The following is a 23,529-nucleotide window of genomic DNA, read 5'->3' as shown; positions in this document are numbered from 1 at the left end:
GCTCTATGTTGATCTTTATGACAGTTGGAATGGCGGCATGCCGGAGGACACCATCATGGGTGGCACATTCTTCAGCACAAACACGCAGTTGGCTTTTGGCCTGCCAGTCCTTGGTGGCGGCTCGACCGCCACCACTTTCGACGTGTCCGTCACGGCGACTCAGTTGAGCATCATCATTGGTGATGGTGCAGGGGGCGGCTACCAGCTCACCGTGGAAGTGCCGTCCTCGATCCTGGCCCCGAATCCGGTTCAGTTGTCGTTCGCCATCAACTTCAACGATCTGCGTTGGGGTGGATCTGGATCGAGTTTCGCCCTCCTTGCCCTGGGTGAAATCCACGGCACGCTGCTGATTGGCATCGGTGACTTCCTCGAAGTTCTCTGGAGCGATCTCCTGGCCTTGATCAACGGATGATCAGAGAAGTTGCAGCCGCGACTGTCGCATAAACTACTTCTCCAGCAGCTTCCTCACCGTCTCCGCGATCTTCTTGGCTCCATCCGGTTCATAACCCGTCTTCACATACGCAACTTTGCCGTCGGGGCCGATGACAACGGTATGGGGAATGCCTTCGACGCCGAAGGACTGGCCGATGCGTTGATTGGAGTCGAGGGCGACTTCAAACTTCCAGCCGCGTGTCTCCAGGAAGGTTTTCACGGCTTCTTTGGCCTCGGCTTGATTGACGCCGATGAAGCGGACCTTCTTCGGATCGAAGGCGGACATCTGGTCGATCATGTCGGGCAGGGATTTGATGCAGGGGCCGCACCAGGTGGCCCAGAAGTCGAGGACGATGACTTTGCCCTTCTCCTGCGCGAGATCGAAGTCGCCACCGGCCAACAACGGCAGTTTGAAGGGCTTGGCGTCCTTGTTCAGCAGTGGTGAGCTTTGGCCGCCGCTCTCGGGCAGCACGGGCTCGGGGGCGAACTTGAGTTTCCAGTCGCGCAGAGCCAGCATGGCGGCGCTGTCCTGGGGTGATGAACTGCGGATGATGTGGATTTGATTCAATGGCACGCGGCAGTCGCCGAGCAGGGCGTTGGTGCCGATGACGGTGTCTTGGTCAAAGCGCCCGACTTTCAAGGCGAGGCGTGCGCCGCTGTTAAGTTGCAGCCAGTGCGTGGTCGGAACGGGTTCGGCTGCACGTGCCCCCGCCTCGAAGGCGGCGCTGACAGCGTCGGCGGGTTTGATCAGCCACACGGCGGCCTTCACGCGATCACGCGGCACCTGGATCGTCTCCAAACCGGAGCGGATGGCAAAATGATTCGCCGTGGCGGCCTCGATCACGCCACGGAGCAAATCACCGTTCGCGGCGAGCAGCGCATGTCGTGGCGGATCTTCTTTGCGGAAGCGCGGCACGGTCAGCGCATGCTCCTTGGCCTTCACATCGACCACCGGCACGGCGACACGGCCTGGAGCGATGCGGGCGCTGAACGAGTTGATCTTTACCTCGCGCTCACCATTCCCCCACAAACTGAACGGCTCGATGATGATGCCGCCGCCGGAGCGCATCTGCGGTGTGAGCTCGATCTTGCGCACGGAGAGGCCGTTGAAGAAGACTTCGATGCTGTTCTCAGCGATGGAGATGCGCATCGGCATGGGACCGTTGCTGCGCAGGCGGAACTGCCGGTCCATTTGGTCACCGGTGGCCTCAAGGCCGAAGCAAACCTCGCTGCCCATGTGGCCGAACAGCAGGTTGGTGCTTTTCGAGACGGCATCGACGCCGTCGCAGAAAAGACGCACACGCAGGGCGCTGAAACCGTTGTTCACGAGCGTGAATTTGATTTCGTTTACCTGCATGAAGGCCGGATGGCCCCAGGAGCCGCCTGGTTGGAAATCGAGCGCGTTCTTGCCATTGAGCTTCACCAGATCAGGCCCGCCGCGCACCCGCCGCCAGCCGGGATCTTCAAAACCGTTCAAGTTGAGTGCGGCACCGCCGAACTGGATGGCCTGGAGCTTATCGGCGGGCAGATGTTTCACCGCGACCACCTCGGAATCCAAGTCCACCTGCTTCGCATCAATGGCGCGCAGCGTTCCTGGCACCACATCGCCGTTGTTCAGGTAAAACAACGCCTCGCTGCGAATTCCCTCCGGTTGTGCCGCAACCGCTCGGGTGATCTCGAAACTCCCCGCACTGATCATGGCGACAGAATTCAAGCCGCCGGCCACCCGCCAGCGCGGCTGGTTCTCGCCACCGCCATCGAGCGTGCCGTGCAGTGCTTTTTTATTCTCGCCCAGCGTGAGCACATCGAGTGTGGCCAGTTCGGGTGATTTGGGTCCGGGTTTGTTTTCGCGCAGGTCCAGACGGCGGGCTTCACCGAACTTGAAGGACACCGGGTCTTTGCACCAGCCTGTTTTCATCGTCGCCACCTCATTGCGCATGTGCATAAGCAACCCGGAGATCCATTCGCCATCCGCAAACCACATTTCCGTGCCTGGTGAAGTTGCGCTGTAGAACGGCGAAGGCGGCTCCATTTCGATGCCGAGCACTTGGTCCCACGCCAGCGTCGTCTCCTTGCCGTCGTCTTTGCCGCGCACGGTCAAACCACTGGCGTTGGCACGTACGATGGAGGCTTTGAGGTGATGGCCGTCTGTTAGCTCCACGCGTGGCCGCACATCCGTGAGGTCCGTGGGCAATGCGCCATCCCAGGCACGAATGCGCAGGCCCTCCAGCTTCAAATCGGGACCTTTGTTCAGCAGGGTGAGACCCTCCGGCACCGTTTCACTCACAGTCGTGGGGCGCGCTTGTGCCTGAACAGCCTCGACTTTGGCCTGTGCCGCGCCCTTCACCACACCGAAGAGTGCGCCGAATAGGCCACCGCCGCCTGCCGGAGCCGCAGGTTTTTTCTCTGCGACTTTTTCTTTCTCTTTGGCATCCTCCACCGGCAGTTTGTTCGTCTCCGCCAGTTTCTTGCCGTCCGCATTGTAAATGGCGCACAGGCCGGTCTTGCGGTTCCAGAACAAGGTCAGCGCCACACGATGATCGTTCTCCTTGAGCGTCTTCAGGCTTTGAAACACACGACCTTGCAGCACGACTTCATCCACCCAGGTCTCAATGGTCACGCGCTCCTGCTGCGAGGCCTTGAGGTCCAGTTTGAACTCAGGGCTCACAGTGGAGGTGAGGTTGAACTGCATCTCCACCTGCTCAGGCAGATCCAACGGCAGGCTCACGCTGCGATTCCAGCCGTACTGCTTCAAGGCGGCCCCGCCAACCACCCGCCAGAACTTGTTCTTGTCGTTTTTGTTGTCTTTGGTGTCGCTTTCGGTCCAGCCATCGGTGCTCGTTGGTGCCGCAAACAGCATGCCTGTGCCGCTCAGTCGCTTGATGCTCGCCACGGCGCTGCGCTCGATCTGCATCGTGCCAAAGCGGGCCGATTTGACGGTGAGCGTCTTCGCCGTCATGTCGGTGACGCTGCCATAGAGCCGCGTGCCGTCGGCCATGCGCAGGCTGAAGGGTTCCTTCGTCGGACGATCTTCCGGCAGTTTGCGCACGCGGCGCAGCACGCTCAGGCTGACCTTCAACGGTTCGGTGAACATCTCCGAACGCCAGACGACATGATCGTCGGTGATCTCCATCAAATGTCCGCCGATCCATTCGCCGTTCTGCCAATGCAGCTCGGAGGCGTGGCAGATCGCACAGGATAACGCCAGAGCGGTGATGAGGCGTTTAGCGTTCATAGATCGGCAGGAAGCGGTAGTTCAGCGCCATCGCCAGCAAGGACATGCCGGTGGCGTAAGCGTCGTTGTTGAAGCTGCCATCCGCGGCCTGCGATTCGCTCAGTGCCCGTGCCGTGGCGGCATTCCATTTCTGCCAGGAGACGTAGTCGCCCTGAAATAGCGCCTGCGCCATGTAGTAGCGGAAGTACTCCTTGTAGTTGCCCTCGCTGTGCTCCAGGCGCTCGGTGATGTGCTTCAGCGTGGCCTTGAACTCCTCAGTATCTTTGTGCTTGGAAACTGCCGCAACGATCGTCGCGATGGCGCTGCGGTTCATCGACTCACCAAAGCCGCCGAAACCACCGCTGTAGGCCACGCTGCCGTCCTTGCCGGTGCTGCGGCGCATGTACTCCAGCGCGGCATCGATCACTTCATCCGACACTTCCATGCCGGCGTTGCGTGCCGCGAGCAGTCCCATCAGCATCGCGCCCGTGACCGACGTGTCCGCGTCCGTCGAGTTCGGCATGTAACGCCAGCCGCCCCAGCGATTCGCCTTCTGCGATGTGCCAGCGCAGCGGATCGCGAGATCGAGCGCCTGCGAGATCGTGCGCAGCGGCTTGCCGCCTTCCCATAGCAACGCTTCATCCACCGCACCGTAGGCCTCAGACAGCGCCAGCATCGCAAAACCGTGATGGTACATGCTGTTCGGCAGATAACCGGTGCTCGCATCCTGGCTGCGAATCATCGCCCGCAGCGCCCGGCGAATGTTCGGCGCATAACGCCCGAAGTTCGGATCTTCACCGCTCGCAAGAAACGCCATGACGCAGATGCCATCGACTCCCGCGCCATCATTGCCGCCCTGCCAGCCACCTGCTTCGCTCTGCTTCGCTGCCAGCCACGTCAGACCGCGCTCATACACCGTTTCGACCTCTTGCGGGATCGCGCCGCCGAAACGTAGCGCAGGATCCTGCGCTTGAACGCAAAAGGGAAAAAGCAGGCAGGAGAGGCGCAGGAATGACGAAACCAGAATGGCGAATGACGAAGGAAGCTCGAAGTCCGAATGCCGAAAGATGCGGCTGCGGCACACGCCAGCCACATTATCACCGAAGGTCTTCTGTCCTTGAGGCATTAGTGCTTCGTCATTCATTCGTCATTCGGGTTTCGTCATTCGTCATTGATCCAGCATGATCCCTCCGTTGAAAATGATCCTGTTGGCATTCCCATTCGCACCCTGCTTGGCGCGTTGCTCATGGTTCTGCTTGATGCCTTCCCAGTACTGCATCGCGTCGGGCAGATCGCGCTCCTTGCACAGCTTCCACTGCTCCGGAGTCAGAATGGCCTGCATCTCCTTGTCCGGCACGCCGCCCAGCGGCACCAGTGCGTAGTAGTATTGCAGGAACCATTGGAAAGACATGTAGCGCTCGATGTCCGGCAGGTATTCGGCCAGCACCTTGTGGATTGACGCTTCGATCTTCACACACTGCTCTGCTGTCAGGCGGCGGCGGCGGTCCAGTTCCGAGGTGCTCATCGCCGCCATCGCCTTCAGCCGATAGTCACGCCGTGCATCCACCACCTGCTTGAGCTGCTTCTGCTGCGCTTCATTCAGCGTCGTGCTCAACGCCTCTTTCCACACCGCTGCCTCCTGCGCCTCGCCTTCATTGCGGCTGAAATTCACCCGCTCCGTGCCTGCCAGCGCCTGCAAAATGTTTTTCGCCGTGGCCGTCTGCACGCTCGACCGCACGTAGCGCTCCAGCGTCTGCCGCCACGAGCTTAAATTCTGCTCTGCCGCGCCCTTCGCCGCCGTGGTGAGTCGTGCCACATCCGGCGCGGGCAGCGTCAGCACGCGCGTGGCGTCCTCGACCAGCGGCATCATCGCTCCCAGCACGCGTTTGCGCTCCGCCACGAACATCTTGTACAAATGCGCCGCGATCGCCGCCTCCATGTCCGGCACCTCGGGTCCATTGCTGTTCATATCCGGTATGACCACATTGCGTGAAGAACTACTGTTCGAGGTGACCAGCTCCTTCCAGTGCTTCTTCTGCACATCATCAAGGATCGCGCCCAGCATCTCCTCCTTCACCTTGCCTGCTGCCTGAAACAGCTGTGTCGCGTTGTAACTCCAGTACTGCTGGCGGCGCTGCTCCATGAGCGGCTGCATCAGTTCCCGCAGCAGCGGTTCCAGCTTTGTGCGCTGGTCCGCGTTCAGCACCAGCGTCTTGTCCATCTCCGCCAGACAGGCGCGGGCGATGGCACCGCTCGTGCGTTCCTCGCGCTGCTTGTTTTCCGCCGCCATGCGAGTGCGCTCCTCCTCGGACAGCAGTTTCTTCAGTCCATCCTTCCAAATCGGCAGCGCCGTGGCCGTTTGCTCCTCATTGATGCCAAAATAGACATTGCCGCGGATGCGCTTGCGTTCCGTTGTCGAATAATTCTTCGCCTGCTGCAACCAGCCCTTCCGCGCCAGCTTCAGCGACTCCTGAATCGCCGCCTTCGACAGCTTTTCCAGCTCCTTCTGCCGCTCCTTGCTCAAACTCAGCGCCACCGTGATGCTGTCGATCTCTGCGGTCAGCGCCTGTTCCATCTGTGTCTCCGCCTGCTGTTCGGAGGGCTTGATCATGTCCGCCAGTTCGGTCTCGTCCTTGGTGCGCTGCTCCTGGTCGGCCTTCTGCCAGATTGCGATCTGTTCCGCTGCCAGCACCTTCGCCGCCGTATCATCCCAGGCCTTGTTCCAGGCCTCGCCACGCGGCCGGTCGAAGCGGATGTAGAAAGAACTGCTGCCCGTCTTCTTCTGCCGGGCCTCAGGCGACATCGTCCGCAACATGCTCGTCGCACGTTTCTGCTCCGCCGCGCACAGCCGGTTCAGCAAAGCCTCCGCCTCCTTGTTCAAGGCCGCGACGTTTGCTTCCGACAGTTGCAGCGACTTCTTCATCAAGGCGATCTTCGCCTGCAAATCTTCGTTCATCGGTCCGCGTGACTCACGCACCCAGCGCTCAAGATAAGCGGCGATCTCCTCATCCGCCTGCTTCTTCACTTTCGCATCCGCCTCGTTCCAGGTGGCGAAGCGCGCCTCACCAAGCGTCGTCTTCAAAACGGCAACCCAGGCGGCGTCTTCATTCGGCGGGTTCCAGTCTTCGATCGGTTCTCCCGGCCCGGCATTCTCCGGCTTCCACACGCCGATGTGCCGGATCGCCGCCGCATCCGACGTGCGCGAGAGATAAGTGCGCATCATCACAATCGCCTGCGGCTCCCATGTCTTCAAAGCCGCCTCCACCGCCTTCGCTGCGGCATTCTTCAACGCGGTCGTCTCCTCCGGCGAGAGCTTCGCCACCTCATCCACCGCCTTGATCACCTCCTCCATGTGCGCCGTGAGCTGCTTCTGCTTCTCCGGCGCGCATTTTCCCACAAACTCCGCCAGTACCTTCTCCACCGCCTCCGACAGTGGCTTCTTCGTCTCGGCACGCGTCAGCGATTGCGCCTGCGCAATACCAAGACCGGCGCAAAAAACTGTGAGCAGCACCAGACGCATCATTTCACCGCGCCTCCTGCCTCCAGCTTGTTGAAATACGCATCCAGGCCCGTCTTGAATTCTTCTGGCAGTTCGCGTCCGGCCTTGCCGGTTGATTGACCGACCGGGCGCACTTCTGCCTTGCTCTCCGCATCACTGCCCGGCCCCAGATCGGCCAGCGCTGCCTCAGAGGCCGATGCCGCTGTGCCGCCACCGCCCGGACTGCCGCCACCACCGCCACCGCCTTTGCCCTGACGTTTTGCCTGCAGCAGCAGTTCAATCGCCTCTGTCTCCGCCGCAATCGCCGGCGCTCCCGTGTCTGCTTTGTCCAGAATGCCCGCTGCTTCCATCATCACGTCCATCACCGCATTCAGCAGCTTCAGTTCCTTGCCAAACTTCTCATTCCCCTGCGGCAACCGCAGGATGTCATCGAATGCTCCTCGCGTGTTTGCCTGAATGCCAAACTGCTTCGAGGCCAGGTTCGCCGACTTCTTGGCATGCTCCCCGTCTTTCAGCGCAGCTTTCGCGCTTTCCAGCTCACGCGTCTCATCGCGCAGCTTCATCTCATCACGCAGCGACTTCATCACCTTGAGTACAATCTCCGGCGGCAAACTGTCCGCGCTGCAACTGCTGCACGATTTGCACTCGCTCGCCGCCACCATCTCCTCCGCCCACCGGTCCAGCGTGTCCGCCCAAAATTCAGCGCCCGACATGCTGTTGCCGCTTAGATTCACTGCCGCCTGATCGCCCAGCGTTGAAAGCGCCTTGATCACCTGCGTCTCCTTCATCTGACCGATGATGTTTTTGAAATGCATCTCCGGCTTGCGCGCGAAATACGCCTCCAGATCACTCTGAATCACGCGCACTGTCTCGCTCTGCTTCTTTTCATTCTCCGCAATCGCCGCCGCATCCTTCACCGGCTTTCTTTCCAGGCCAAACGCGCTCAGCGTCTTCGTGTTCAAATCCTTCGCCGCCACCAGTTGCTGTCGTGACGCCGCTTTGAAGCGCTTCACAAACGTGCTGGCCTCCAGACTCGCCAGAATCGCGCTCAGTTCGTCTGAAACGCGCGCAAACTCCGCCAGCAGCAGCGCCTGCTCATCAATCGCATCATCCATCTTCTTCTGCGCAGGCGATTGCGCCTCCTGCGGCTTGTCTTCTTCACCGTCCTTCTTCTTCGATGGTGCCGCTGCCATCTGCGTCGTCGGCAGCTTCATGGTGCTCGGCTTCGGTGGCGATGGCTTCGCATTCGGATCAGCCGGCTTCTGCTCCGCCTTGCTCATTGAGCCTTCCTTGTCCGCGATGCTCGGCATGTTCTCTTTCTTCTGTTCTTCCGTGGAAGCCTTGCCGCCTTGCGATCCCTTCGGCAAATCCGCTCCGTTCGCAATCTGCGGCGCACTCGGCTTGCCCTGCGAAGACTTCCCTTCTCCCGGTTTCGCCTCTTTTGAGCCCTGTTGCGATGGATTGGAGGGCGAGTTGCTCGCCGTGCTCTGATTTGGCTTCCCCACCTTCGCCCCCGAACTCTCCTTCAACAAATCCGCCACGCTCGGCATCCGCTTCGCTGCGATGTCTTGCAATGATTTGAGCATCGTCGCCCACGACTCCAGCCGCTGCGCATCGAACTCATCGTTCCGCGTCGCCTGCTCCACCAGACTGCGGCCGCTTTGATTCAAATGGCCCAGCCGCGCCGCGTTCGCATTCTCCGCACTCGCCTGTTGCGCGATCTTCCGCCGGTTCTCGGGGCGATCCAGTTCCGCCGCGTCCATCGCCCGCAGCTCCTTGTTCGTCGCATGCAGTTGCTGCTCACGCTCATAACTCTCGCGTGCCGCCTCCAGCCATTTGCCGAACTGCTCCGTCAGCCACAGCGCGTGATCTGTCTTGTTCAGTACATGCAGCACGAACGCCGCTGAATACGCCCGCTTCCGGTTCGGCAGATAATCCTCCGCCCAGGCTCGAATTTCGAGCGTCTGCGGCTCCACACCATCACGAGACGCACAAAACGTCGCCTTGTTCGACAGCTCCTTCTTCTCCGGCGCTCCTGCAGCGGCGATCTTGTCGCCCTTGGTCTTGTCATCATTCACGCTGCGCCATTCCAGGCCCGTGCGTTGAATGCCGAAGTCATCCTGCACATCCACATCAAATACGACCACTTCCGAATCGAGCACCACCTGCTCCGGCGTCTCACGCCGTGCCGCCAGTCGTGGTGACTCATCTTCAATCGCGTTGATCTTCAACACCAGAGGCTCACGCGGCGTCAACCCATCGCGATCCTTCCACATCACATGCTTCTCGGCATCTGTGGTGACTTGATGAAACGGCGTCATCACCTTCGCGCCTGAAACCTTCTCCGCTTCACCATCCACCTCCGCCGAAGCCAGTTCACGACTCGCCGTTGCCTCCAAAGACGCCTTTGCCCCCTTCAACACGCTCACCGAACCGCCACGCACCTCGATCACCGGCTCCGTCTTGTATTTCAAATACTCCGGCAACCGCGTCCGCACCGACAGCGCCGTCAATTCCGGCCGTGTGCGTGGCAGCACGTTCAAAGTCCTGCGCACATCGCCCAATGACAACGAAAGCGCCGCGTCTTCCTTCTGCGGCGGAAACGCCAGCGGATAAGCACCTTCCTGCAACTGACTCACAATCGCTGGCTGATCACTAATCTGCGCCTTCGCCCGCGCGGGCGACCAGCGTGTGTCCTTATCGAGCTGCACCTTCAAATCAAACGGCTCGGCATACGGCACCACCAGCCGGTTTGGCAGCTTTTCGATCTTCGCGAACGTGAAACGCTCCACATCGCGCCACGGCGTCACCCAGCGTGCCATCGCATTCCAGGCTGCGTCCGGCACCAGCGTCAGCGCCGTCACGGCCAGCATCGCCGTCACACCCGCCGCCCAGCCCCATTGAAAATGCTTCGCCTCCGGCACCGCATGCGAGAAATCCTTGTCCTTCACCGCCTCCGCTGCTTGCGCCATCGCCGCCTGCACCAATCGCTCACTACGACCCGCCGAACCCGCCTCGACATGCGCCAGTTCCACGATGCCCAGCAACTGATCGCCCAAACGCGGAAACGTCCGCTTCAGCAACCGCGCCGCATCCTCCAGACTCCGCTGCCGCCACACCCAGCGATGCCACTTCAGCGGCAGCCCGAGTCCCAACGTCAGCGCCCCAGCGATCAGCAATGATGCCCGCAGCCACACCGGCGTCTCCATCACGCGATCCAGCGCGAACACGAGGATGTACGACAGCACAATCCCAAACGCCGCCGCCAGCAGCCCCTCGGTGAGCTTCACGATCCAGACGCGCTTGCGAAAATCCGCGAGCTTCGTTTCAAGGATGATCGGCAGTTCTGTTTTCATAATAAAGGGATGTTATCCTGATGAAACGTCGATGACGAGCTTTTGATTGGGTGTTTAGAACGTCCCGCCGGCTTTTCTTCCCACCCAAAAGAGTCCCAGCAGCGTGATCAGCAGTCCCACCAGGCGGGATACGCTCAAAGCGGCAAGTGGCGCTCCTATTAAGCGAAGGAGAAGATCAAGCAGCCTGCTTGACCGCTTGCGAGTTCGCGATCAGCGAAGCAACCGCTTTGCGCGTGCTGGCATCTTGCAGCAGCGCTGTAAGGATCAATTCAAAGTGCTTATGGCTCTTGCACGTCGCGGGTTTAACCATGCGCGGCGCGGAAAACCTCGCTGGATAAGGGTCGATGCCGTGCTCGACACTGAACAGCAGGTGCCGGTAATCGTTCAACAAAGGTGCCACAAGGTAAAAGCTGTGACGCATTTGGCCTAGCGTCAGTGGCGTGGTGGTAATAGACGCATTCAACAGTCCTCGGGTTGCTTGCTTCAGGACGTTTGCCTGTTCGCGCATGATTTGCAGCGGTGTCTCGGTGTCCTCCATGGTTGGGAGATCACCCCACATGTTTTTTGTCGGCATGGCAGCTAGAGGTTAAGGTTCAAATGAATTGGCAGATGATCAGAATGCAGGAGCTTATTCGGTCGGCAGTTCGCGTCCAGTAGAGACTTCCCACCTACTGAGTCCACAAGAGACAGGCCTGCATCGTCGAAAGCGTGCAGCAGTTCCGGCCGGATCAGGACTTGATCAAACGTGTTCCAGAAATGGCAGAACGGCACGCTTTTCCGATAGTAGTGGCTGCCGCAATACGGCAGGCGATCATCGTTCATGAACCGCCACATGGGGTTGTAGAAGAACGGACGGGAACGCTCTTGGATCTTGCGCTGGCCTGTAGCTGCGATGCGCCGATCCAGAATGGCATGAAAGGCTTCACTGCCAATCATGCCAGGCTCAAAAGGGTTCATATTGAAGTCCCCGATCACCAAGGTGCGCGTATGTCCGGCGCTGTCCTCAGCTCCTGCGATGAGACGGACGGTTTCGCCCGCCAGTGCAGCACGATCATCCTGCGTCATGTGCAAGGCTGAGGGCAGATGCACGCAGGCGAGAGTGAATGGCAACCCGCCCGCTGGATGAACATGATAGACCGAACAAGTGCGATCCGTCGCTGCTGGAATAATCTCCCCGGCAGGCAGGCGTGAGAAAACACGCAACCTGTTGCCGTCAGCAACAAACGACGGGGCCAGTCCAAACAAACAGCTCTGACGACGCTTGTTGAGAGAAACCAAGTAGCTCGCGGCATGGTCCACTGCCTCGGCAAGAATCACAAAATCCGTTCCACGTTCAGTCGCAAGCTTTGCAACTTCTGAACTGAGATCCTTTTGGGCGGTGTTCCAGAACAGGAAGTTCATAGTAAATTAGAACGTCCCAGCGGCCTTTCTTCCGACCCAAAATAGGCCCATCAGCGTGATCAGCAGCCCCGCCCAGGCCGGATGTGCCCACAGGGGGAGTCGTCGCTCCTGAATCGCAGGCTCCGGCATGCCGGCAATCGCCGCAACAACCGCTGCAGGATCGCTGGCATCGAGCATCTGACCCTTGGTGAATTGCGCAATCTCACGCAGCACGTCCAGCCGTGCGGGTTGGCCACGTTTTTCACGGCTGACGCCCTGGATCGAAATTTTCGCCTCCAAGGTCGATCCAGCCTCCGCGCAGGTGAGCTGCACGCGATGCTCGCCCGGTTCACTCGGCGTGAAGGTGCCGTTGAACAGCCCCCACGCCTCCTTGCCCGCAGGCAGCAGCCGCACGCTGGCCACCTTGCCGCTTGGTGCGGCGATTTGAGCAATCACCGCACCGTCACGCAACGGTTCACCGGTTAAACTCATCACGTTCGCGTTGAGTGTCAGCACATCACCAGTGCGCGGACGATCCGGCGAGTAAAACAGGCGCATGCTGTTGCCGCTGCTCATGTTGCGCTGATACGCCATCCAGCGCACCACCTGGCCCCAGAAGCGGTAGTGATACTTGTCCTCCACGCCTTTGCGCCAGCGCCACGCGCCGTCGGTGCCCATGAACAGGATTTTGCCCGCACCATACGTCTTCGTCACGATCAACGGTACACGGCCATACTGATTCGACTCGCTGCCATGTGTGGCGAGCACCTCCGTGCCTGCTTTGGCACGCAAGGCAGGTGCATACCATTGGAAGCCGGGCAGCGTGCTCCAGACTCGCGCACTGGCTTCGTCGCTGTCTTCGAGTTTGGTCAAAAGACTGCGTGTTCCGGCTTCGGTGAGTGAAAACTTGCCCGGCGATGACGATCCCCAGCCGCGTGGCTGCGCGGCATCCCACACGACGGGCAGCAGATCGGCCAGCGGCGTGTCTTGCAGCGTGGATTGATAGCCGTGGAAGCCCGGCATGAAGACAAGGCCGCCAGCTTGATCACGCACGAGTTTTTGCAGCGCGGTGCAGTGCTCGGAAGTGAGCTGGCTCTTTTCCAAACCGACATCGCCGAGGAAGACGACATCGTATTTGGTGAGTTCATCGTCTTTGGGGAAGGCTTTGAGATAACCACGTCCTGCACCGGCTTTGCCGAGTCCGGGATGAAGCAGCAGGCAGTTCACTTCGACGCCAGGATCGCGTTCCAAAGCATTGCGCAAGTAGCGATACTCCCAACGCGGGAAGGTTTCGATCACCAGCACCTTGAGTTGTTCCTTGCGGATCGAGAGCGGTGCTTCCTGCGAGTTGTTTTCAGGATAGCGCTCGTTGGGAGTCTTCGGAATCGTCAGCGTGAGCTTCACCTCACCCGGTTTGTCCGGTTTCCATGCGATGGCGTCCTGCAAACGACCCATGGCAGGCAGCGTGACCTCTTTCGTGATGATCTCGCCGCTCGATGCCTTCATCTCCAGCATCACGACTTCATCACGCGGCAACGAGCTATCGATGGTGAATGGAATGCGCAGCGGCTTTCCTGCCACAGCAAAGGTCGGCACGTCAAAGCTCGTCAATTCGACATCTGGCAGCCGCGTCTCAGCACCTGTCGGCACGGCAAACACGGGCACCTCGCGCATGCGCAAGCGTGTGGCAGCCTGTGCGGGTGCCACGCCGGTGTTCCAGTCGCCATCGCTGATCAAAACGACAGCTTTCAAGTTTGGCTGCTGCTCCAGCACGCCGGCGAGTGCGGCATGAATGTCTGTGCCCTCTGCCGCTGGCGTTTGCGATGAAGAAAACGGCTCGATGACGACATCCAGGCGTTGTTTGAGCGGTTCCCAGAGTTTTGGCTCGATCAACGGCTTCGCGGCATCTTCACGCGAGATCACCTCCGTGCCGCGTGTGACGTCTTTCGTGCTCATGCTGCCCGAAACATCATGCAGCACGGCCAAAACTGGTTTCGTCTCCGGTTTGAACGTCTCCAGCCACTCCGGCTGCAACAACGTGAGCGCGATGCCGATGGCGATGATGACACGCAACAACTCCAACCATCCCATGAGCTTGCGATAGCCACTGCGTCGCCACGCCATGAACGCGAGACCCGCAATCGCCACGACAAACGCCACGCCGACGCCGAATGCGATGGGCGTGGGATTGAAGACGAGTTGTGATGAAGTGGGTGTCATTAGAATATGCTTCGTTCGCAAACACTTGGTGTCGTCCTCGTCCTCCTACTCGAACTCGTCCTCGACCGATTTAATGCACAACAGCGCACAACCTTGCCGAGCTTCGACCAAGCCTTCGCCAGCGAGGCCTTGGAATGGCTCGAACATCCCAGACCCGTCGAACCCGATAGAATCGAGGACGAGTTCGAGGACGAGTTCGAGGACGAGAAGAGTGTCATGGATTTGAAGGGAGCTGAATCTCACGTTTCCCAGGCATACACAGCAGCGCCTCACCGAGCAACGCGAGCGCCATCAAGAACAAGAACGTGCGCCAGATCTCGCTGGCGAGGCTGGTTTCGTTTTCGACCTGATCTTCGATGATGTGATGATCGAGTCCGGCGAAGAGTTCTTCGAGAGCGGTCTTGCCGAGTGTTTCGGGGCGGTCTTCACGCAGCGGGCGATTCAGGGCGATGAGTTTGTCGTCTTTGGTGAGAATGCCAGCGCGTGATGATTGTTCGGAGCTGAGCATGGCATCGCCAGATCGCTTCCAGTCATTCAGTGTGTCGGTGGCGGCGGCTTCACGTTGCTGCGCTTTGCCGAGGGTGCTGGCACCTTCGTTCAAGGCACGATGCAGCATGGCGAACATCACGACGCCATCACGCGCGAGACTGGAACTGCCGGAGCCTGTCAGCGTGCCGAGGAACCAGGCGTTGCCATTGCCGGGAATGTCGGCGCGCATGAGCAGCGGTTTGTTTTCGGCGAGTCGGGCGAGTGGCGTGCCTTCGCCGAGGATTTCGCAGCGCCGAGTCACTTCGAGTTCGCCGACGGGCAATGAGGTGCCGCTGCGCGTGTTCGCGAGCAGGCCGGTGTCGTTGCGCCACCACTCGACAGCGGCGGGTTTGCTGTCGCCGGTCCACGCGCCCCAGTGCAGGCCGCCGAAGGTTTCATTGTTGGGTGCTTCGGTGGGTAGGAAGAGGATGCTGCGTCCGGTTTTGAGATGATTCGTGAGTTGTTGGGTGATCAAATCATCCGCCTTGGGCAACGCCGCGTGCCAGATGATGAGCGCGGTGTCATCCCAGGCGATTTCGGCGGCGCGGGAGACGGGCAGGATGGTCGCAGCGTATTTCCGCGTGGGATCGGCGGCGGCTTCGAGTGCGGCTTGCAATGGTCCGGCTTCGGTTTCGTCGTCAGTCAGGATCACGGAGCGCAAAACGGCGGGTTCATCGAAGACGAAGTGGAAGACGTTGTCGGTGGGTGAGGCATCAGCGGGCAGTTCCACGCGGCCTGAGCCACGTTTCGTTGTTTTGTCGATGGGAATGGCGTGGGCTTGCAACACAAGCTGCGAGTCCTTCATCTCGACCTTCATCGTGGTGCTGACGTCATTGATGACAAAGCGCAACGGCAGCTCAGTGGGTGTTGCGGTGGCCGCATCGCGGGTGATGCGGAGATCCAGCAGCAGCTCGGCCTTGTCAGCGGTTTCGCGTCGCACGGTGCGCTCAACTGAGACGGCGAGATTTTGTGACACGGGCTGCGCGTAGGTCAGCAGATGAAATCGCAGGCCTTTGAGGCTGGTGAAGGCACCGCGCAGGGCCTGCCAGCGTCCGCTGGCGGCATCCCAGTCGCTTTGGCGCAGATCGCTGAGCACCCACACGTCGGTGCGGCCCGTTTGATTCGTGGTGATGTAATCGAGCGCGCCTTGCAGCAGCGCAGGAATGTCCGCTGTGGTGTCCGTGGGGCCGGTGAGCGGCAGATCGACGAGCGACTCGGGTTTTTCGAGCAACTGCGGCTGCAAATGCGCATTCTCGATGAGCACGAGTTTCGAACGCGTGCCTACGGTATCGCGCAAGGCCTGCGAGAGCTTCGCGATGCCTGCGGCACGCTTGCTGGTGCCGGTGGCGAGGTTTCGCTGCTCCATGCTTGCCGAGCGGTCCAGCAGCACGATCACCGTGTCCGGCACGCCGCCCGTGAGGCCGAGCAAACCACCCGCCATCGGCCGCGTGATGACAAACAGGATCGCCGCGACGGCCAGCACGCGAAACGCCAGGATCAAAATCTGCCGCAACCGCGACAGCCCTTTGTTCATGCGCTGCGCCATGCGCAGGAACATCATCGCCGCCCACTTCACCTGCCGCCGCCGATACAGGTGGATCAAATGAATGATCACCGGCAGCGCCGCAAGCGGCAGGGCTAGGAGCAGCGCTGGGACGAGGAAGGTCATGGCTTATCGAGATGAGCGAAGCGAGGGTTTGCCGGTTCATTCCGCGCTTCTTCTTCCGCAACCGCTTCGAGTTCATTCAGCTCTTTCGCAATCTTGGGTGCCCTCCAAACATTATAGATTAGCCATGTGCAAAGCGCGGACACGAAAGCAATCCAGCCCCAGCCAAGCTCTCCAGGGTCGCCATGAAGGCATTTCCAGAGATGGCTGTAAAGCTGTGGGAGCATGATGGCGATCATCAGCTCACCTGAGTCGGCACAGATGTTTCGGCGACGGATTCTGAGCCAGGCATAGACGGCTGTCAGAGAACATGACAAGAGAGCGTAGCTGAACCATTCGGTGAAAAAGCGTTCAGCCAGTGCAAACGCAGACCAGAGCTTCCAAGTGGAAAAAACGATCAGAAAAACAAACCACAAAAAATCACCGGGCCGCATGAAGCTGTAGTGCGGCACGCGTTGCCTGGATGGTGGAAAGAGTTGTTTGAACATCACCGGCCTCCTTTCTTCTGAATCCGCGCCAGCAGGAACTTCACGAACAGGTCGTCGCACTTTTCGTCCAGTTTCACGCGGTGGTCGGCGAGGATGGCCTCGCCGCCATTTTCTCGCGCCAGCGTCGTGGAGTGCGGTGGCATAGGGGCAAGGCGCAAGCCCTTTGCCCCGACGACACCGCTGTCGATAGTAGGTTGGGCATTCGGACATGAGAAAGCCTTCGACAGCGGCGTCGCCGGTGCCGGGACGCCCCGGCATCTCTGGCGCCGCACTCCACGACGCTGGCGCGAATAGCGGGGCTTATTGATGCCCCGAATCGTGTTAGTGAGCGGTAAAATCATGGGGCGGCTTTCACTGTGGCAAGCATGGCGTGTTCGCGGTGGCACTCTTGGAGCCATGCTTTCATTTGGAAGTCACGGATGACTTCGCCGCGATCAGCCTGAGCGTCAGCGTGCTGGATGTCGGCTCGAAGTGAAGCGATCTTGGTGAGTTGATCGTTATTCGGCTGCATATGATCAGAGCGGCGGCAGAAATCGCAGAATGAAATCTGCGGGCGTGATGGCGGGAACCGATGAGTTTTTGAAGTCCGCGATGTTCCGCGTGACAATGAAGGATGCTTTATGTGCGCTTGCCGTAAAGGCCACCGCAGCGTCTTCGAAGTCTGAGAAGGGCATTTGGCGGACTTGTTTCCAATCGCTGGTGTTCAGGCCGTGGATTTCAAAATGGGAGAGAATCCTGTCCACGGCAGATTCGGCATCGCTCGTCGATGCGTTCTTTTCGACGAGGTAAAACAGGGTGGTCAGCCCATGACTCGGGCAGATGCCGCGCAACGAACCGGAAACGACTTCGCTAAGAATCGCCTGGGAGTCGGCCAGAAAGGTCTTACGGCTCAAAAAGACATCCAAAAGGATATTGATGTCCACGACCACGGTCATGCGTGCTTTTTCTCCATGTGGTCGAGGTAGGCCTCACGCGGGTCACCTTCAAACTGAATGACGCCAGTAGCTCGAATGACGTCAGGATGGATCGGGCTGCGCTTTGGACGGCGCAGCGAATCCACATGAGCAGCGAAGAAGCTTTCGGGCGTCATGCCGTTTTCCTTCGTCCAATCCTGAAGGAACGAGAGGTTTTCATCGGAGATGGGAATTGTCAGGGTGCTCATGAGCTGAAAATAGGCTTCAAGACTAGCGGTGGCAACGATCAGTTTGCCGCCCACTTCACCTGCCGCCGACGATACAGGTGGATCAAATGAATGATCACCGGCAGCGCCGCGAGCGGCAGGGCGAGGAGGAGCGCTGGGACGAGGAAGGTCATTCTTCAGGGCGCTTTAGCTTTTCGATTTCTTGTTCCATCGCCCGGATCTTTTTGATCACCTTTGAAGCCCACAATGCCAGCGTTGCCACCGTCGCGACCAGCATCGCGATGGCCATGATAAAGTAGCCTGTGTTGTAATAGTCCGCTTTGGGATCAAGATCGCCTTGGCGTATTGCGTCTTTGATGAGGTATCCGACGATTAACATCAGCCAGAAAAGGTCTCCCCAAGGGAATCTCAGTTCGTCGTCTTTGGATTTCATGAGTTGTTTGAACATCACCGGCCTCCTTTCTTCTGAATCCGCGCCAGCAGGAACTTCACGAGCACGTCGTCGTACTTCTCGTGCAGCTTCACACGGTGGTAGTCGATGGCAGTGGTGCGGATGAGGTCGTCGATTTCGGTCATGTATTGCTTCACGGCCTCGCGGTAGTTGCGGGCGATGAGGCTGGGGTCGGCGAGGACGGCTTCGCCGCCTTCCATGTCGATGAAACGGGCGGGGCGGTCGAAATCGAAGTCGAGTTCCTTCTGATCGAGCAAATGAAACACGGCGACGTCATGCTTGCGAAAGCGCAGGTGCTGGATGGCGGACTTCAGCTCGGCGGCTGGCACGAAAAGGTCGCTGAAGATGACGACGAGGGCGCGCTGGCGGATTTTTTCGGCGGCGTCGTGCAATGCGGTGAGCAGTGTGGTGTCGCCGATGGGCTGGATGTCGGCCATTTGATCGAGCACGAGCCCTAGATGCGAGGCACCGCGTTTGGCGGGGATTTCGACAGGCTTTTCGGCGAGCGAGTGCAGGCCGACGGCATCGCCCTGCTGCGCGGCGATGTAGGCGAGCGTGCCGGCGAGTTTGCGCGCGTAGTCGAAGCGGGTGGCTCCGACGGGGCCGAAGTTCATGCTGCCGCTGGTGTCGATGAGCAGGCAGAGGCGGAGGTTGGTGTCGGCCTCGAATTCCTTGATGTAGAAGCGGTCGCTGCGGCCCCACGTGCGCCAGTCGAGGCGGCGGGTGTCGTCGCCGGGGACGTATTTGCGGTATTGGGCGAACTCGAGCGAGGAACCGCGCACGGGACTGCGGTGATGGCCGGAGACGTTGCCGAGCATGGCTTGGCGCGCGTTCAGGGGTAGGGCCATGAGGCGGCTGAGGACCACTGGGTCGAGGAAGGATCGAGTAGATTCAGCCATGATCGTAGCCTCCAGGTTTCGTCCTCGTGCTCGTTCTCCTACTCGTCCTCGATTCTGCCGGCACCGAATTCGCAGCGCCGACATCGAATCTCTCCACGAGCTTGCACAGAATCGACACAATTCGGATCAACAATGCTTTTCCTCCCGCAATGCGCTGCTTCGTCGTGGCTCGTTTGGCAACTAATGCGTCCAGACAGGCGGCACATTCCATTGCTGAGCCACGCGCATCGTCGAAGTATCTCGCTCGCTGCTGAGTGGCACGCTTGCCGTTACCCTCGGCGGTGTTGAGCAGAATGGATAAACTCGCTCGATCAAGCTGGTCGAACGTCTCACGGAGGTGGGGATGTTGTGTGGCGCGTATTTCGATCATCAGGTCGGTGACCCAGGTGAGGATCTCGAGTTCGAGTTGATACACTTCGAGTTTCTCATGGTCGAATTGGATGCTGGTGGGCATGCGGAGCGATTTGATCGAGGACGAGTAGGAGAACGAGGACGAGTCTGAGGAGATCGCGGTCAGGCCTTCGCGAGTTCTTCGACCAAACGTTTCGCCACATCGCGGCTCGTCACGCCATCGCTCTCGGCGGTGAACGTCGTCATCACACGATGACGCAGCACTGGATCAGCGACTTCGATGACGTCCTCTAGTCGCACCATGTAGCTGCCCTGCAATGCAGCGCGTGCTTTGGCACCAAGGATCAAATTCTGCACGGCACGAGGACCCGCGCCCCAGCTGACGAGTGGCTTGAGCCACGCGGGAGCTTCGCTGCTGGCGGGGCGAGTCTTGCGCGCGAGATCGACGGCGAATTCATAGATGTGATCCGGCACGGGAACTCGACGGACGAGATCTTGAAAGGCCAAAACCTTCGGGCCATCCAAAACGTGCTCCAGTTTCGGCAAGGACTGACCGGTGGTGCTTCTCGCGATGGCGATTTCTTCATCGCGGCTGGGGTAATCGACGCCGATCATGAACATGAAGCGGTCGAGCTGTGCTTCGGGCAGCGGGTAGGTGCCTTCTTGCTCGATGGGGTTCTGCGTGGCGAGGACGAAGAACGGGCTGTCGAGCGTGTAGGTGCGGCCGGCGACGGTGACTTTGTGCTCCTGCATGGCTTCAAGCATCGCGGCCTGGGTCTTGGCGGGAGCGCGGTTGATTTCGTCGGCGAGGACGATGTTGGCGAACACAGGGCCTTTGGCGAACTCGAAGGCGCGTTTGCCGCCGGGGAGTTCTTGAAGGATGTCGGTGCCGGTGATGTCCATGGGCATCAAATCCGGCGTGAACTGGATGCGGCTGAAGCTGAGCGACATCGTTTCGGCTAGGCGTGAGATGAGCAGTGTCTTGGCGAGGCCGGGCACGCCCATGAGCAGGGCGTGACCGCGAGCGAAGAGGCAGATGGCGAGTTGCTCGACGACTTTGTCCTGGCCGACGATGATTTTTTTCAGCTCGGTGCTGAGCCGGAGGTAAACCTGGCGCAGTTCATCAATGGCGGCGACGTCGTCTTGGGGGAGTGGGGAATTGGACATGCAACCACATGGCATCAGAAAACAGGCGCTCTGGCAAGGACGTGCTGTAGAAATTGTGCGTGGGTGACGCTGAAAGTTCGGATGGCTTAGCCGTTGAGCGTCTGCACGTGGCTTTTCACGGCGCTGGCGAGGCCTGAAATGTTGTAGCCGCCTTCCAAAACGGAGACGAGGCGGTTCTGGCAGTGTGTGGCGGCGGATTCGAGCAGGAGCTTGGTCAGCGTGATGAAATCGTCGTCGGTGAGACGGAACTGGCCGAGGGGATCGTCGATGCGGGAGTCGAAACCGGCGGAGATGAGGATGAGATCGGGTTTGAACTTGTCGAGGGCGGGCAGGAGGCGGTCGGTGAAGGCGGCACCGATGTCGCTCATGCCGGTGCGGGCGGGGAAGGGGAGGTTCAACGTGCTGCCCTTGCCTTTGCCGTTGCCGGTTTCCTCAGCATGGCCGGTGAAGGGATAGAGCGGGCTTTGGTGTGTGCTGGCGAAGAAGACGCTGCCGTCTGCATAGAAGATGTCCTGCGTGCCGTTGCCGTGGTGCACGTCCCAATCGACGATGGCGATCTTCTGTGCGCCGTGCTGCTTTTGCGCATGACGGGCGGCGATGGCGATGTTGTTGAATAAGCAAAAGCCCATGCCCTGCGCCGGTCGTGCATGATGGCCTGGCGGACGCACGGCACAGAAAGCGTTCTGCGCTTTGCCAGTGAAGACCGCATCCACCGCGTTCAAGACGCCGCCGACGGCCTGCGTCGCGACATCGAAGGAGCGGGCGCAGATTTGGGTGTCGCCGGTGCTGAGATCTTCGAGGCCGGATTCGACATCGTCTTTGGCGGTTTTGATGTAACTGCGGTCATGGCAGAGGGCGAGTTCATCGAGCGTGGCGACGCGAGGATGAATGGCATGCGTTTTGGCGACGAGACCGGCATCCGTGAGCGCTTTGGTGATGGCGACGTGACGCTGGATGCTTTCAGGATGACCCGCGCCGGTGTCATGCTGCTGGTAGATGGGATCGAGTAAGAGGGCTGTCATGAGTTTACGGTGGTTGACGATGGTTTGGCCAAACCTCGTCAACCACGGTCAACAACTGTAAACTACCGTCAACTCTTCCTTAGCGTTTGCCGAAAAACTCAGCCAGCTTTTGCAGGTCTTTGCCTTCGGCGGGCTTCATGGCGCTGGCGATGGCTTCGTCCTGGATGGCGACGAGTTCTTTGATGCCTTTGCGGCCGTATTCGAGCATGGAATGAAGCTGCGCCTCGGTGAAGGTGGCTTCTTCGCCGCTGCCCTGGATTTCGACGAATTCGCCGTCTTCGGTGAGGACGATGTTGCTATCGACATCGGCGGCGGCGTCTTCGACGTAGCAGAGATCGAGGAGCGTTTCGCCTTTGACGATGCCGACGCTGACAGCGGCGAGTTTCTTCTTGAGCGGCTGACGGGTGATCTTGCCTTTTTCGAGCAGGCGGTTGAAGGCGATGGAGACGGCGATGCAGGCGCCGGTGATGGCGGCGGTGCGGGTGCCGCCATCGGCCTGGAGCACGTCGCAATCGACGTAGAGAGTGCGGGGGCCGAGTTTTTCGAGATCAACGACGGCGCGGAGGCTGCGACCGATGAGACGCTGGATTTCGGTGCTGCGGCCATCGGGCTTGCCGCGTGAACTTTCGCGGTCTTTGCGTTCCAGAGTCGAATACGGCAGCATGGAGTACTCGGCGGTGAGCCAGCCGCCTTTGACGTTCTGCACTTTCATCCAGCGCGGGACTTCCTCATTGATGCAGGCGGTGCAGATGACGCGGGTGTTGCCAAAGGCGATGAGCACGGAGCCCGCAGCGTGCGGGGCGACGTCGAGGACGTATTCAATGTTGCGAAGCTGGTCTGGGGCGCGTCCGTCGGTTCTGGGCATGGGCGTGCTTAGCACGGTGCATGGATGCGCCCAAGGGATTTGTGAAGCGGTGCTTATAAAGGTCGGGCGAACGTGATTGAACATCCGGCATGGCCGTCATTTCAAAGTGACAAACTCAACTGGCATCTGTTATGCTTGCGGTAGAAGACAGTTCACACTTGATCTCCATGACGCGCTTCCCTCGCCCTGGCTGTTGGTTCCGTTTTACTCCGACGGATTGGAATTTCATCTGCGACACACTCGCTCTGAACGAGCGCGGCAAGGCGGGCTTCAAGGCGATGATCGACGATCCCGATGCGGTGCCGATCATCCTGGACAACGACAAGCTGTTTGAAGCCGCGATCATCTCGCGCAAGGCGGCGCTGCTGTCGCCGGAGCTGTTCTTTTTCATCGTGGTGCGGCACTCGCTGAAGGAATTTGGCATCACAGAAGTCGCGGTGGCGGATTACATGGCGGTGGTATGCGCTGACTTCGGCTGCACGCCGACGAAGGGGCCGGACGAGATCAATCACAGTGTGGACAGCCTGTACAGCGTCGATTATTTGGAGGCGATTGAGAGCGCGAGCAGGCATCAGAAGTTTTTCCTGCATGTGCAGTGTGCGAACCAGTTCCTCGTGCTGACCTGCCTGTATCCCGACTTTTTGCATCGTCGCGCGGAGCGCCGTGGTGCGCCGGATGTGGACTATTACGAGCAGGTGGTCGTCAGCCATCTCGATGCGGCCCGCCAGCATGTGCTGGCGGACGAGTTTGCGCTGGAGGAGACGTTTGAAAAGGTGGCGGGATGCTTCCCGCCGGCGCGACGTGCGATGAATCACACGGTGCGTGAGTATTTGAATCTGGGGCAGTGAGC

General features: G+C 59.8%; 21 protein-coding genes. 2 read left to right on the top strand and 19 right to left on the bottom strand.

From position 1 onward, the window contains the following. Window positions 1–412 (top strand): hypothetical protein (locus ACKVY0_RS23945; RefSeq protein WP_409217384.1); only part of this gene is annotated, 412 nt, incomplete at its 5' end. 33 nt (window positions 413–445) lie between these two features. Here ACKVY0_RS23945 and ACKVY0_RS23940 read toward each other — a convergent pair. The 19 genes from ACKVY0_RS23940 to rph all read right to left on the bottom strand — a co-directional run bounded on the left by ACKVY0_RS23940 (window position 446) and on the right by rph (window position 22,679). Continuing rightward, window positions 446–3,667 carry a TlpA family protein disulfide reductase gene (locus ACKVY0_RS23940; protein ID WP_409217383.1) on the bottom strand — a complete coding sequence of 1,074 codons (3,222 nt, stop codon included), beginning with the start codon at window positions 3,665–3,667 and terminating at the stop codon, window positions 446–448. Then, on the bottom strand, window positions 3,657–4,790 hold the full coding sequence (locus ACKVY0_RS23935; RefSeq protein ID WP_409217382.1) for a squalene--hopene cyclase: 1,134 nt from the start codon (window positions 4,788–4,790) through the stop codon (window positions 3,657–3,659). Before ACKVY0_RS23935 ends, ACKVY0_RS23940 begins: the two co-directional genes overlap by 11 nt. Window positions 4,791–4,814: 24 nt before the next feature. Further along, window positions 4,815–7,157 (bottom strand): hypothetical protein, encoded by a 2,343-nt coding sequence (locus ACKVY0_RS23930; RefSeq protein WP_409217381.1) that lies wholly within the window; start codon window positions 7,155–7,157, stop codon window positions 4,815–4,817. A gap of 844 nt (window positions 7,158–8,001) precedes the next feature. Next, window positions 8,002–8,055 carry a hypothetical protein gene (locus tag ACKVY0_RS23925; protein WP_409217385.1) on the bottom strand — a complete coding sequence of 18 codons (54 nt, stop codon included), beginning with the start codon at window positions 8,053–8,055 and terminating at the stop codon, window positions 8,002–8,004. A 2,621-nt stretch (window positions 8,056–10,676) separates the two neighbouring features. Continuing rightward, on the bottom strand, window positions 10,677–11,075 hold the full coding sequence (locus ACKVY0_RS23920; protein WP_409217380.1) for a hypothetical protein: 399 nt from the start codon (window positions 11,073–11,075) through the stop codon (window positions 10,677–10,679). A 5-nt stretch (window positions 11,076–11,080) separates the two neighbouring features. Further along, entirely contained in the window at window positions 11,081–11,902 is an 822-nt protein-coding gene (locus ACKVY0_RS23915; protein ID WP_409217379.1) for a hypothetical protein, read from the bottom strand. 6 nt (window positions 11,903–11,908) lie between these two features. Continuing rightward, window positions 11,909–14,101: a hypothetical protein gene (locus ACKVY0_RS23910; protein WP_409217378.1), complete on the bottom strand. Its 2,193-nt coding sequence runs from the start codon at window positions 14,099–14,101 to the stop codon at window positions 11,909–11,911. Window positions 14,102–14,315: 214 nt separating this feature from the next. Further along, on the bottom strand, window positions 14,316–16,298 hold the full coding sequence (locus ACKVY0_RS23905) for a BatA domain-containing protein (RefSeq protein WP_409217377.1): 1,983 nt from the start codon (window positions 16,296–16,298) through the stop codon (window positions 14,316–14,318). Continuing rightward, a complete protein-coding gene (locus ACKVY0_RS23900; RefSeq protein ID WP_409217376.1) occupies window positions 16,295–16,783 on the bottom strand; it encodes a hypothetical protein in 489 nt (162 codons plus the stop codon). The genes ACKVY0_RS23905 and ACKVY0_RS23900 overlap by 4 nt, the downstream gene beginning before the upstream one ends. Continuing rightward, on the bottom strand, window positions 16,783–17,124 hold the full coding sequence (locus ACKVY0_RS23895; protein WP_409217375.1) for a hypothetical protein: 342 nt from the start codon (window positions 17,122–17,124) through the stop codon (window positions 16,783–16,785). The genes ACKVY0_RS23900 and ACKVY0_RS23895 overlap by 1 nt, the downstream gene beginning before the upstream one ends. Window positions 17,125–17,298: 174 nt before the next feature. Further along, window positions 17,299–17,718: a type II toxin-antitoxin system VapC family toxin gene (locus tag ACKVY0_RS23890; protein WP_409217374.1), complete on the bottom strand. Its 420-nt coding sequence runs from the start codon at window positions 17,716–17,718 to the stop codon at window positions 17,299–17,301. Next, entirely contained in the window at window positions 17,715–17,945 is a 231-nt protein-coding gene (locus tag ACKVY0_RS23885) for a hypothetical protein (RefSeq protein WP_409217373.1), read from the bottom strand. Before ACKVY0_RS23885 ends, ACKVY0_RS23890 begins: the two co-directional genes overlap by 4 nt. A 38-nt stretch (window positions 17,946–17,983) precedes the next feature. Beyond that, window positions 17,984–18,097, bottom strand: a complete 114-nt coding sequence (locus tag ACKVY0_RS23880; RefSeq protein ID WP_409217372.1) for a BatA domain-containing protein — start codon at window positions 18,095–18,097, stop codon at window positions 17,984–17,986. Then, on the bottom strand, window positions 18,094–18,357 hold the full coding sequence (locus tag ACKVY0_RS23875) for a hypothetical protein (RefSeq protein WP_409217371.1): 264 nt from the start codon (window positions 18,355–18,357) through the stop codon (window positions 18,094–18,096). Before ACKVY0_RS23875 ends, ACKVY0_RS23880 begins: the two co-directional genes overlap by 4 nt. Window positions 18,358–18,371: 14 nt before the next feature. Continuing rightward, entirely contained in the window at window positions 18,372–19,223 is an 852-nt protein-coding gene (locus ACKVY0_RS23870; RefSeq protein WP_409217370.1) for a DUF58 domain-containing protein, read from the bottom strand. 43 nt (window positions 19,224–19,266) lie between these two features. Continuing rightward, complete coding sequence (locus tag ACKVY0_RS23865; RefSeq protein ID WP_409217369.1) at window positions 19,267–19,728, bottom strand: four helix bundle protein; 462 nt, start codon at window positions 19,726–19,728, stop codon at window positions 19,267–19,269. A gap of 59 nt (window positions 19,729–19,787) precedes the next feature. Then, window positions 19,788–20,792, bottom strand: coding sequence for an AAA family ATPase (locus tag ACKVY0_RS23860; RefSeq protein ID WP_409217368.1), 1,005 nt, complete (start codon window positions 20,790–20,792; stop codon window positions 19,788–19,790). 86 nt (window positions 20,793–20,878) lie between these two features. Beyond that, window positions 20,879–21,814 carry a histone deacetylase gene (locus ACKVY0_RS23855; RefSeq protein WP_409217367.1) on the bottom strand — a complete coding sequence of 312 codons (936 nt, stop codon included), beginning with the start codon at window positions 21,812–21,814 and terminating at the stop codon, window positions 20,879–20,881. 79 nt (window positions 21,815–21,893) lie between these two features. Then, window positions 21,894–22,679, bottom strand: a complete 786-nt coding sequence (rph, locus tag ACKVY0_RS23850) for a ribonuclease PH (RefSeq protein ID WP_409217366.1) — start codon at window positions 22,677–22,679, stop codon at window positions 21,894–21,896. Between the two features lie 167 nt (window positions 22,680–22,846). Here rph and ACKVY0_RS23845 point away from each other — a divergent pair, with 167 nt between their 5' ends. Further along, window positions 22,847–23,527 (top strand): hypothetical protein, encoded by a 681-nt coding sequence (locus ACKVY0_RS23845; protein ID WP_409217365.1) that lies wholly within the window; start codon window positions 22,847–22,849, stop codon window positions 23,525–23,527. Window positions 23,528–23,529 lie beyond the last annotated feature (2 nt).

Source organism: Prosthecobacter sp. (genome assembly GCF_046154365.1).
In the GTDB taxonomy this organism is placed as follows: Bacteria; Verrucomicrobiota; Verrucomicrobiia; order Verrucomicrobiales; family Verrucomicrobiaceae; genus Prosthecobacter.
Note: the sequence above shows the minus strand (reverse complement) of the source record. Positions and strands in the feature narration are given on the sequence as shown.

Excerpts from the sequence above, each read along its gene's own strand:
- ACKVY0_RS23920 (WP_409217380.1), bottom strand. The coding sequence starts at position 11,075 with ATGCCGACAAAAAACATGTGGGGTGATCTCCCAACCATGGAGGACACC.
- ACKVY0_RS23875 (WP_409217371.1), bottom strand. The coding sequence starts at position 18,357 with ATGAAATCCAAAGACGACGAACTGAGATTCCCTTGGGGAGACCTTTTC.
- ACKVY0_RS23910 (WP_409217378.1), bottom strand. The coding sequence starts at position 14,101 with ATGACACCCACTTCATCACAACTCGTCTTCAATCCCACGCCCATCGCA.
- ACKVY0_RS23935 (WP_409217382.1), bottom strand. The coding sequence starts at position 4,790 with ATGAATGACGAAGCACTAATGCCTCAAGGACAGAAGACCTTCGGTGAT.
- ACKVY0_RS23905 (WP_409217377.1), bottom strand. The coding sequence starts at position 16,298 with ATGACCTTCCTCGTCCCAGCGCTGCTCCTAGCCCTGCCGCTTGCGGCG.
- ACKVY0_RS23885 (WP_409217373.1), bottom strand. The coding sequence starts at position 17,945 with ATGAGCACCCTGACAATTCCCATCTCCGATGAAAACCTCTCGTTCCTT.
- ACKVY0_RS23890 (WP_409217374.1), bottom strand. The coding sequence starts at position 17,718 with ATGACCGTGGTCGTGGACATCAATATCCTTTTGGATGTCTTTTTGAGC.
- ACKVY0_RS23915 (WP_409217379.1), bottom strand. The coding sequence starts at position 11,902 with ATGAACTTCCTGTTCTGGAACACCGCCCAAAAGGATCTCAGTTCAGAA.
- ACKVY0_RS23880 (WP_409217372.1), bottom strand. The coding sequence starts at position 18,097 with ATGACCTTCCTCGTCCCAGCGCTCCTCCTCGCCCTGCCGCTCGCGGCG.
- ACKVY0_RS23900 (WP_409217376.1), bottom strand. The coding sequence starts at position 16,783 with ATGTTCAAACAACTCTTTCCACCATCCAGGCAACGCGTGCCGCACTAC.
- rph (WP_409217366.1), bottom strand. The coding sequence starts at position 22,679 with ATGCCCAGAACCGACGGACGCGCCCCAGACCAGCTTCGCAACATTGAA.
- ACKVY0_RS23845 (WP_409217365.1), top strand. The coding sequence starts at position 22,847 with ATGACGCGCTTCCCTCGCCCTGGCTGTTGGTTCCGTTTTACTCCGACG.
- ACKVY0_RS23940 (WP_409217383.1), bottom strand. The coding sequence starts at position 3,667 with ATGAACGCTAAACGCCTCATCACCGCTCTGGCGTTATCCTGTGCGATC.
- ACKVY0_RS23860 (WP_409217368.1), bottom strand. The coding sequence starts at position 20,792 with ATGTCCAATTCCCCACTCCCCCAAGACGACGTCGCCGCCATTGATGAA.
- ACKVY0_RS23865 (WP_409217369.1), bottom strand. The coding sequence starts at position 19,728 with ATGCCCACCAGCATCCAATTCGACCATGAGAAACTCGAAGTGTATCAA.
- ACKVY0_RS23855 (WP_409217367.1), bottom strand. The coding sequence starts at position 21,814 with ATGACAGCCCTCTTACTCGATCCCATCTACCAGCAGCATGACACCGGC.
- ACKVY0_RS23870 (WP_409217370.1), bottom strand. The coding sequence starts at position 19,223 with ATGGCCCTACCCCTGAACGCGCGCCAAGCCATGCTCGGCAACGTCTCC.
- ACKVY0_RS23895 (WP_409217375.1), bottom strand. The coding sequence starts at position 17,124 with ATGATTTTACCGCTCACTAACACGATTCGGGGCATCAATAAGCCCCGC.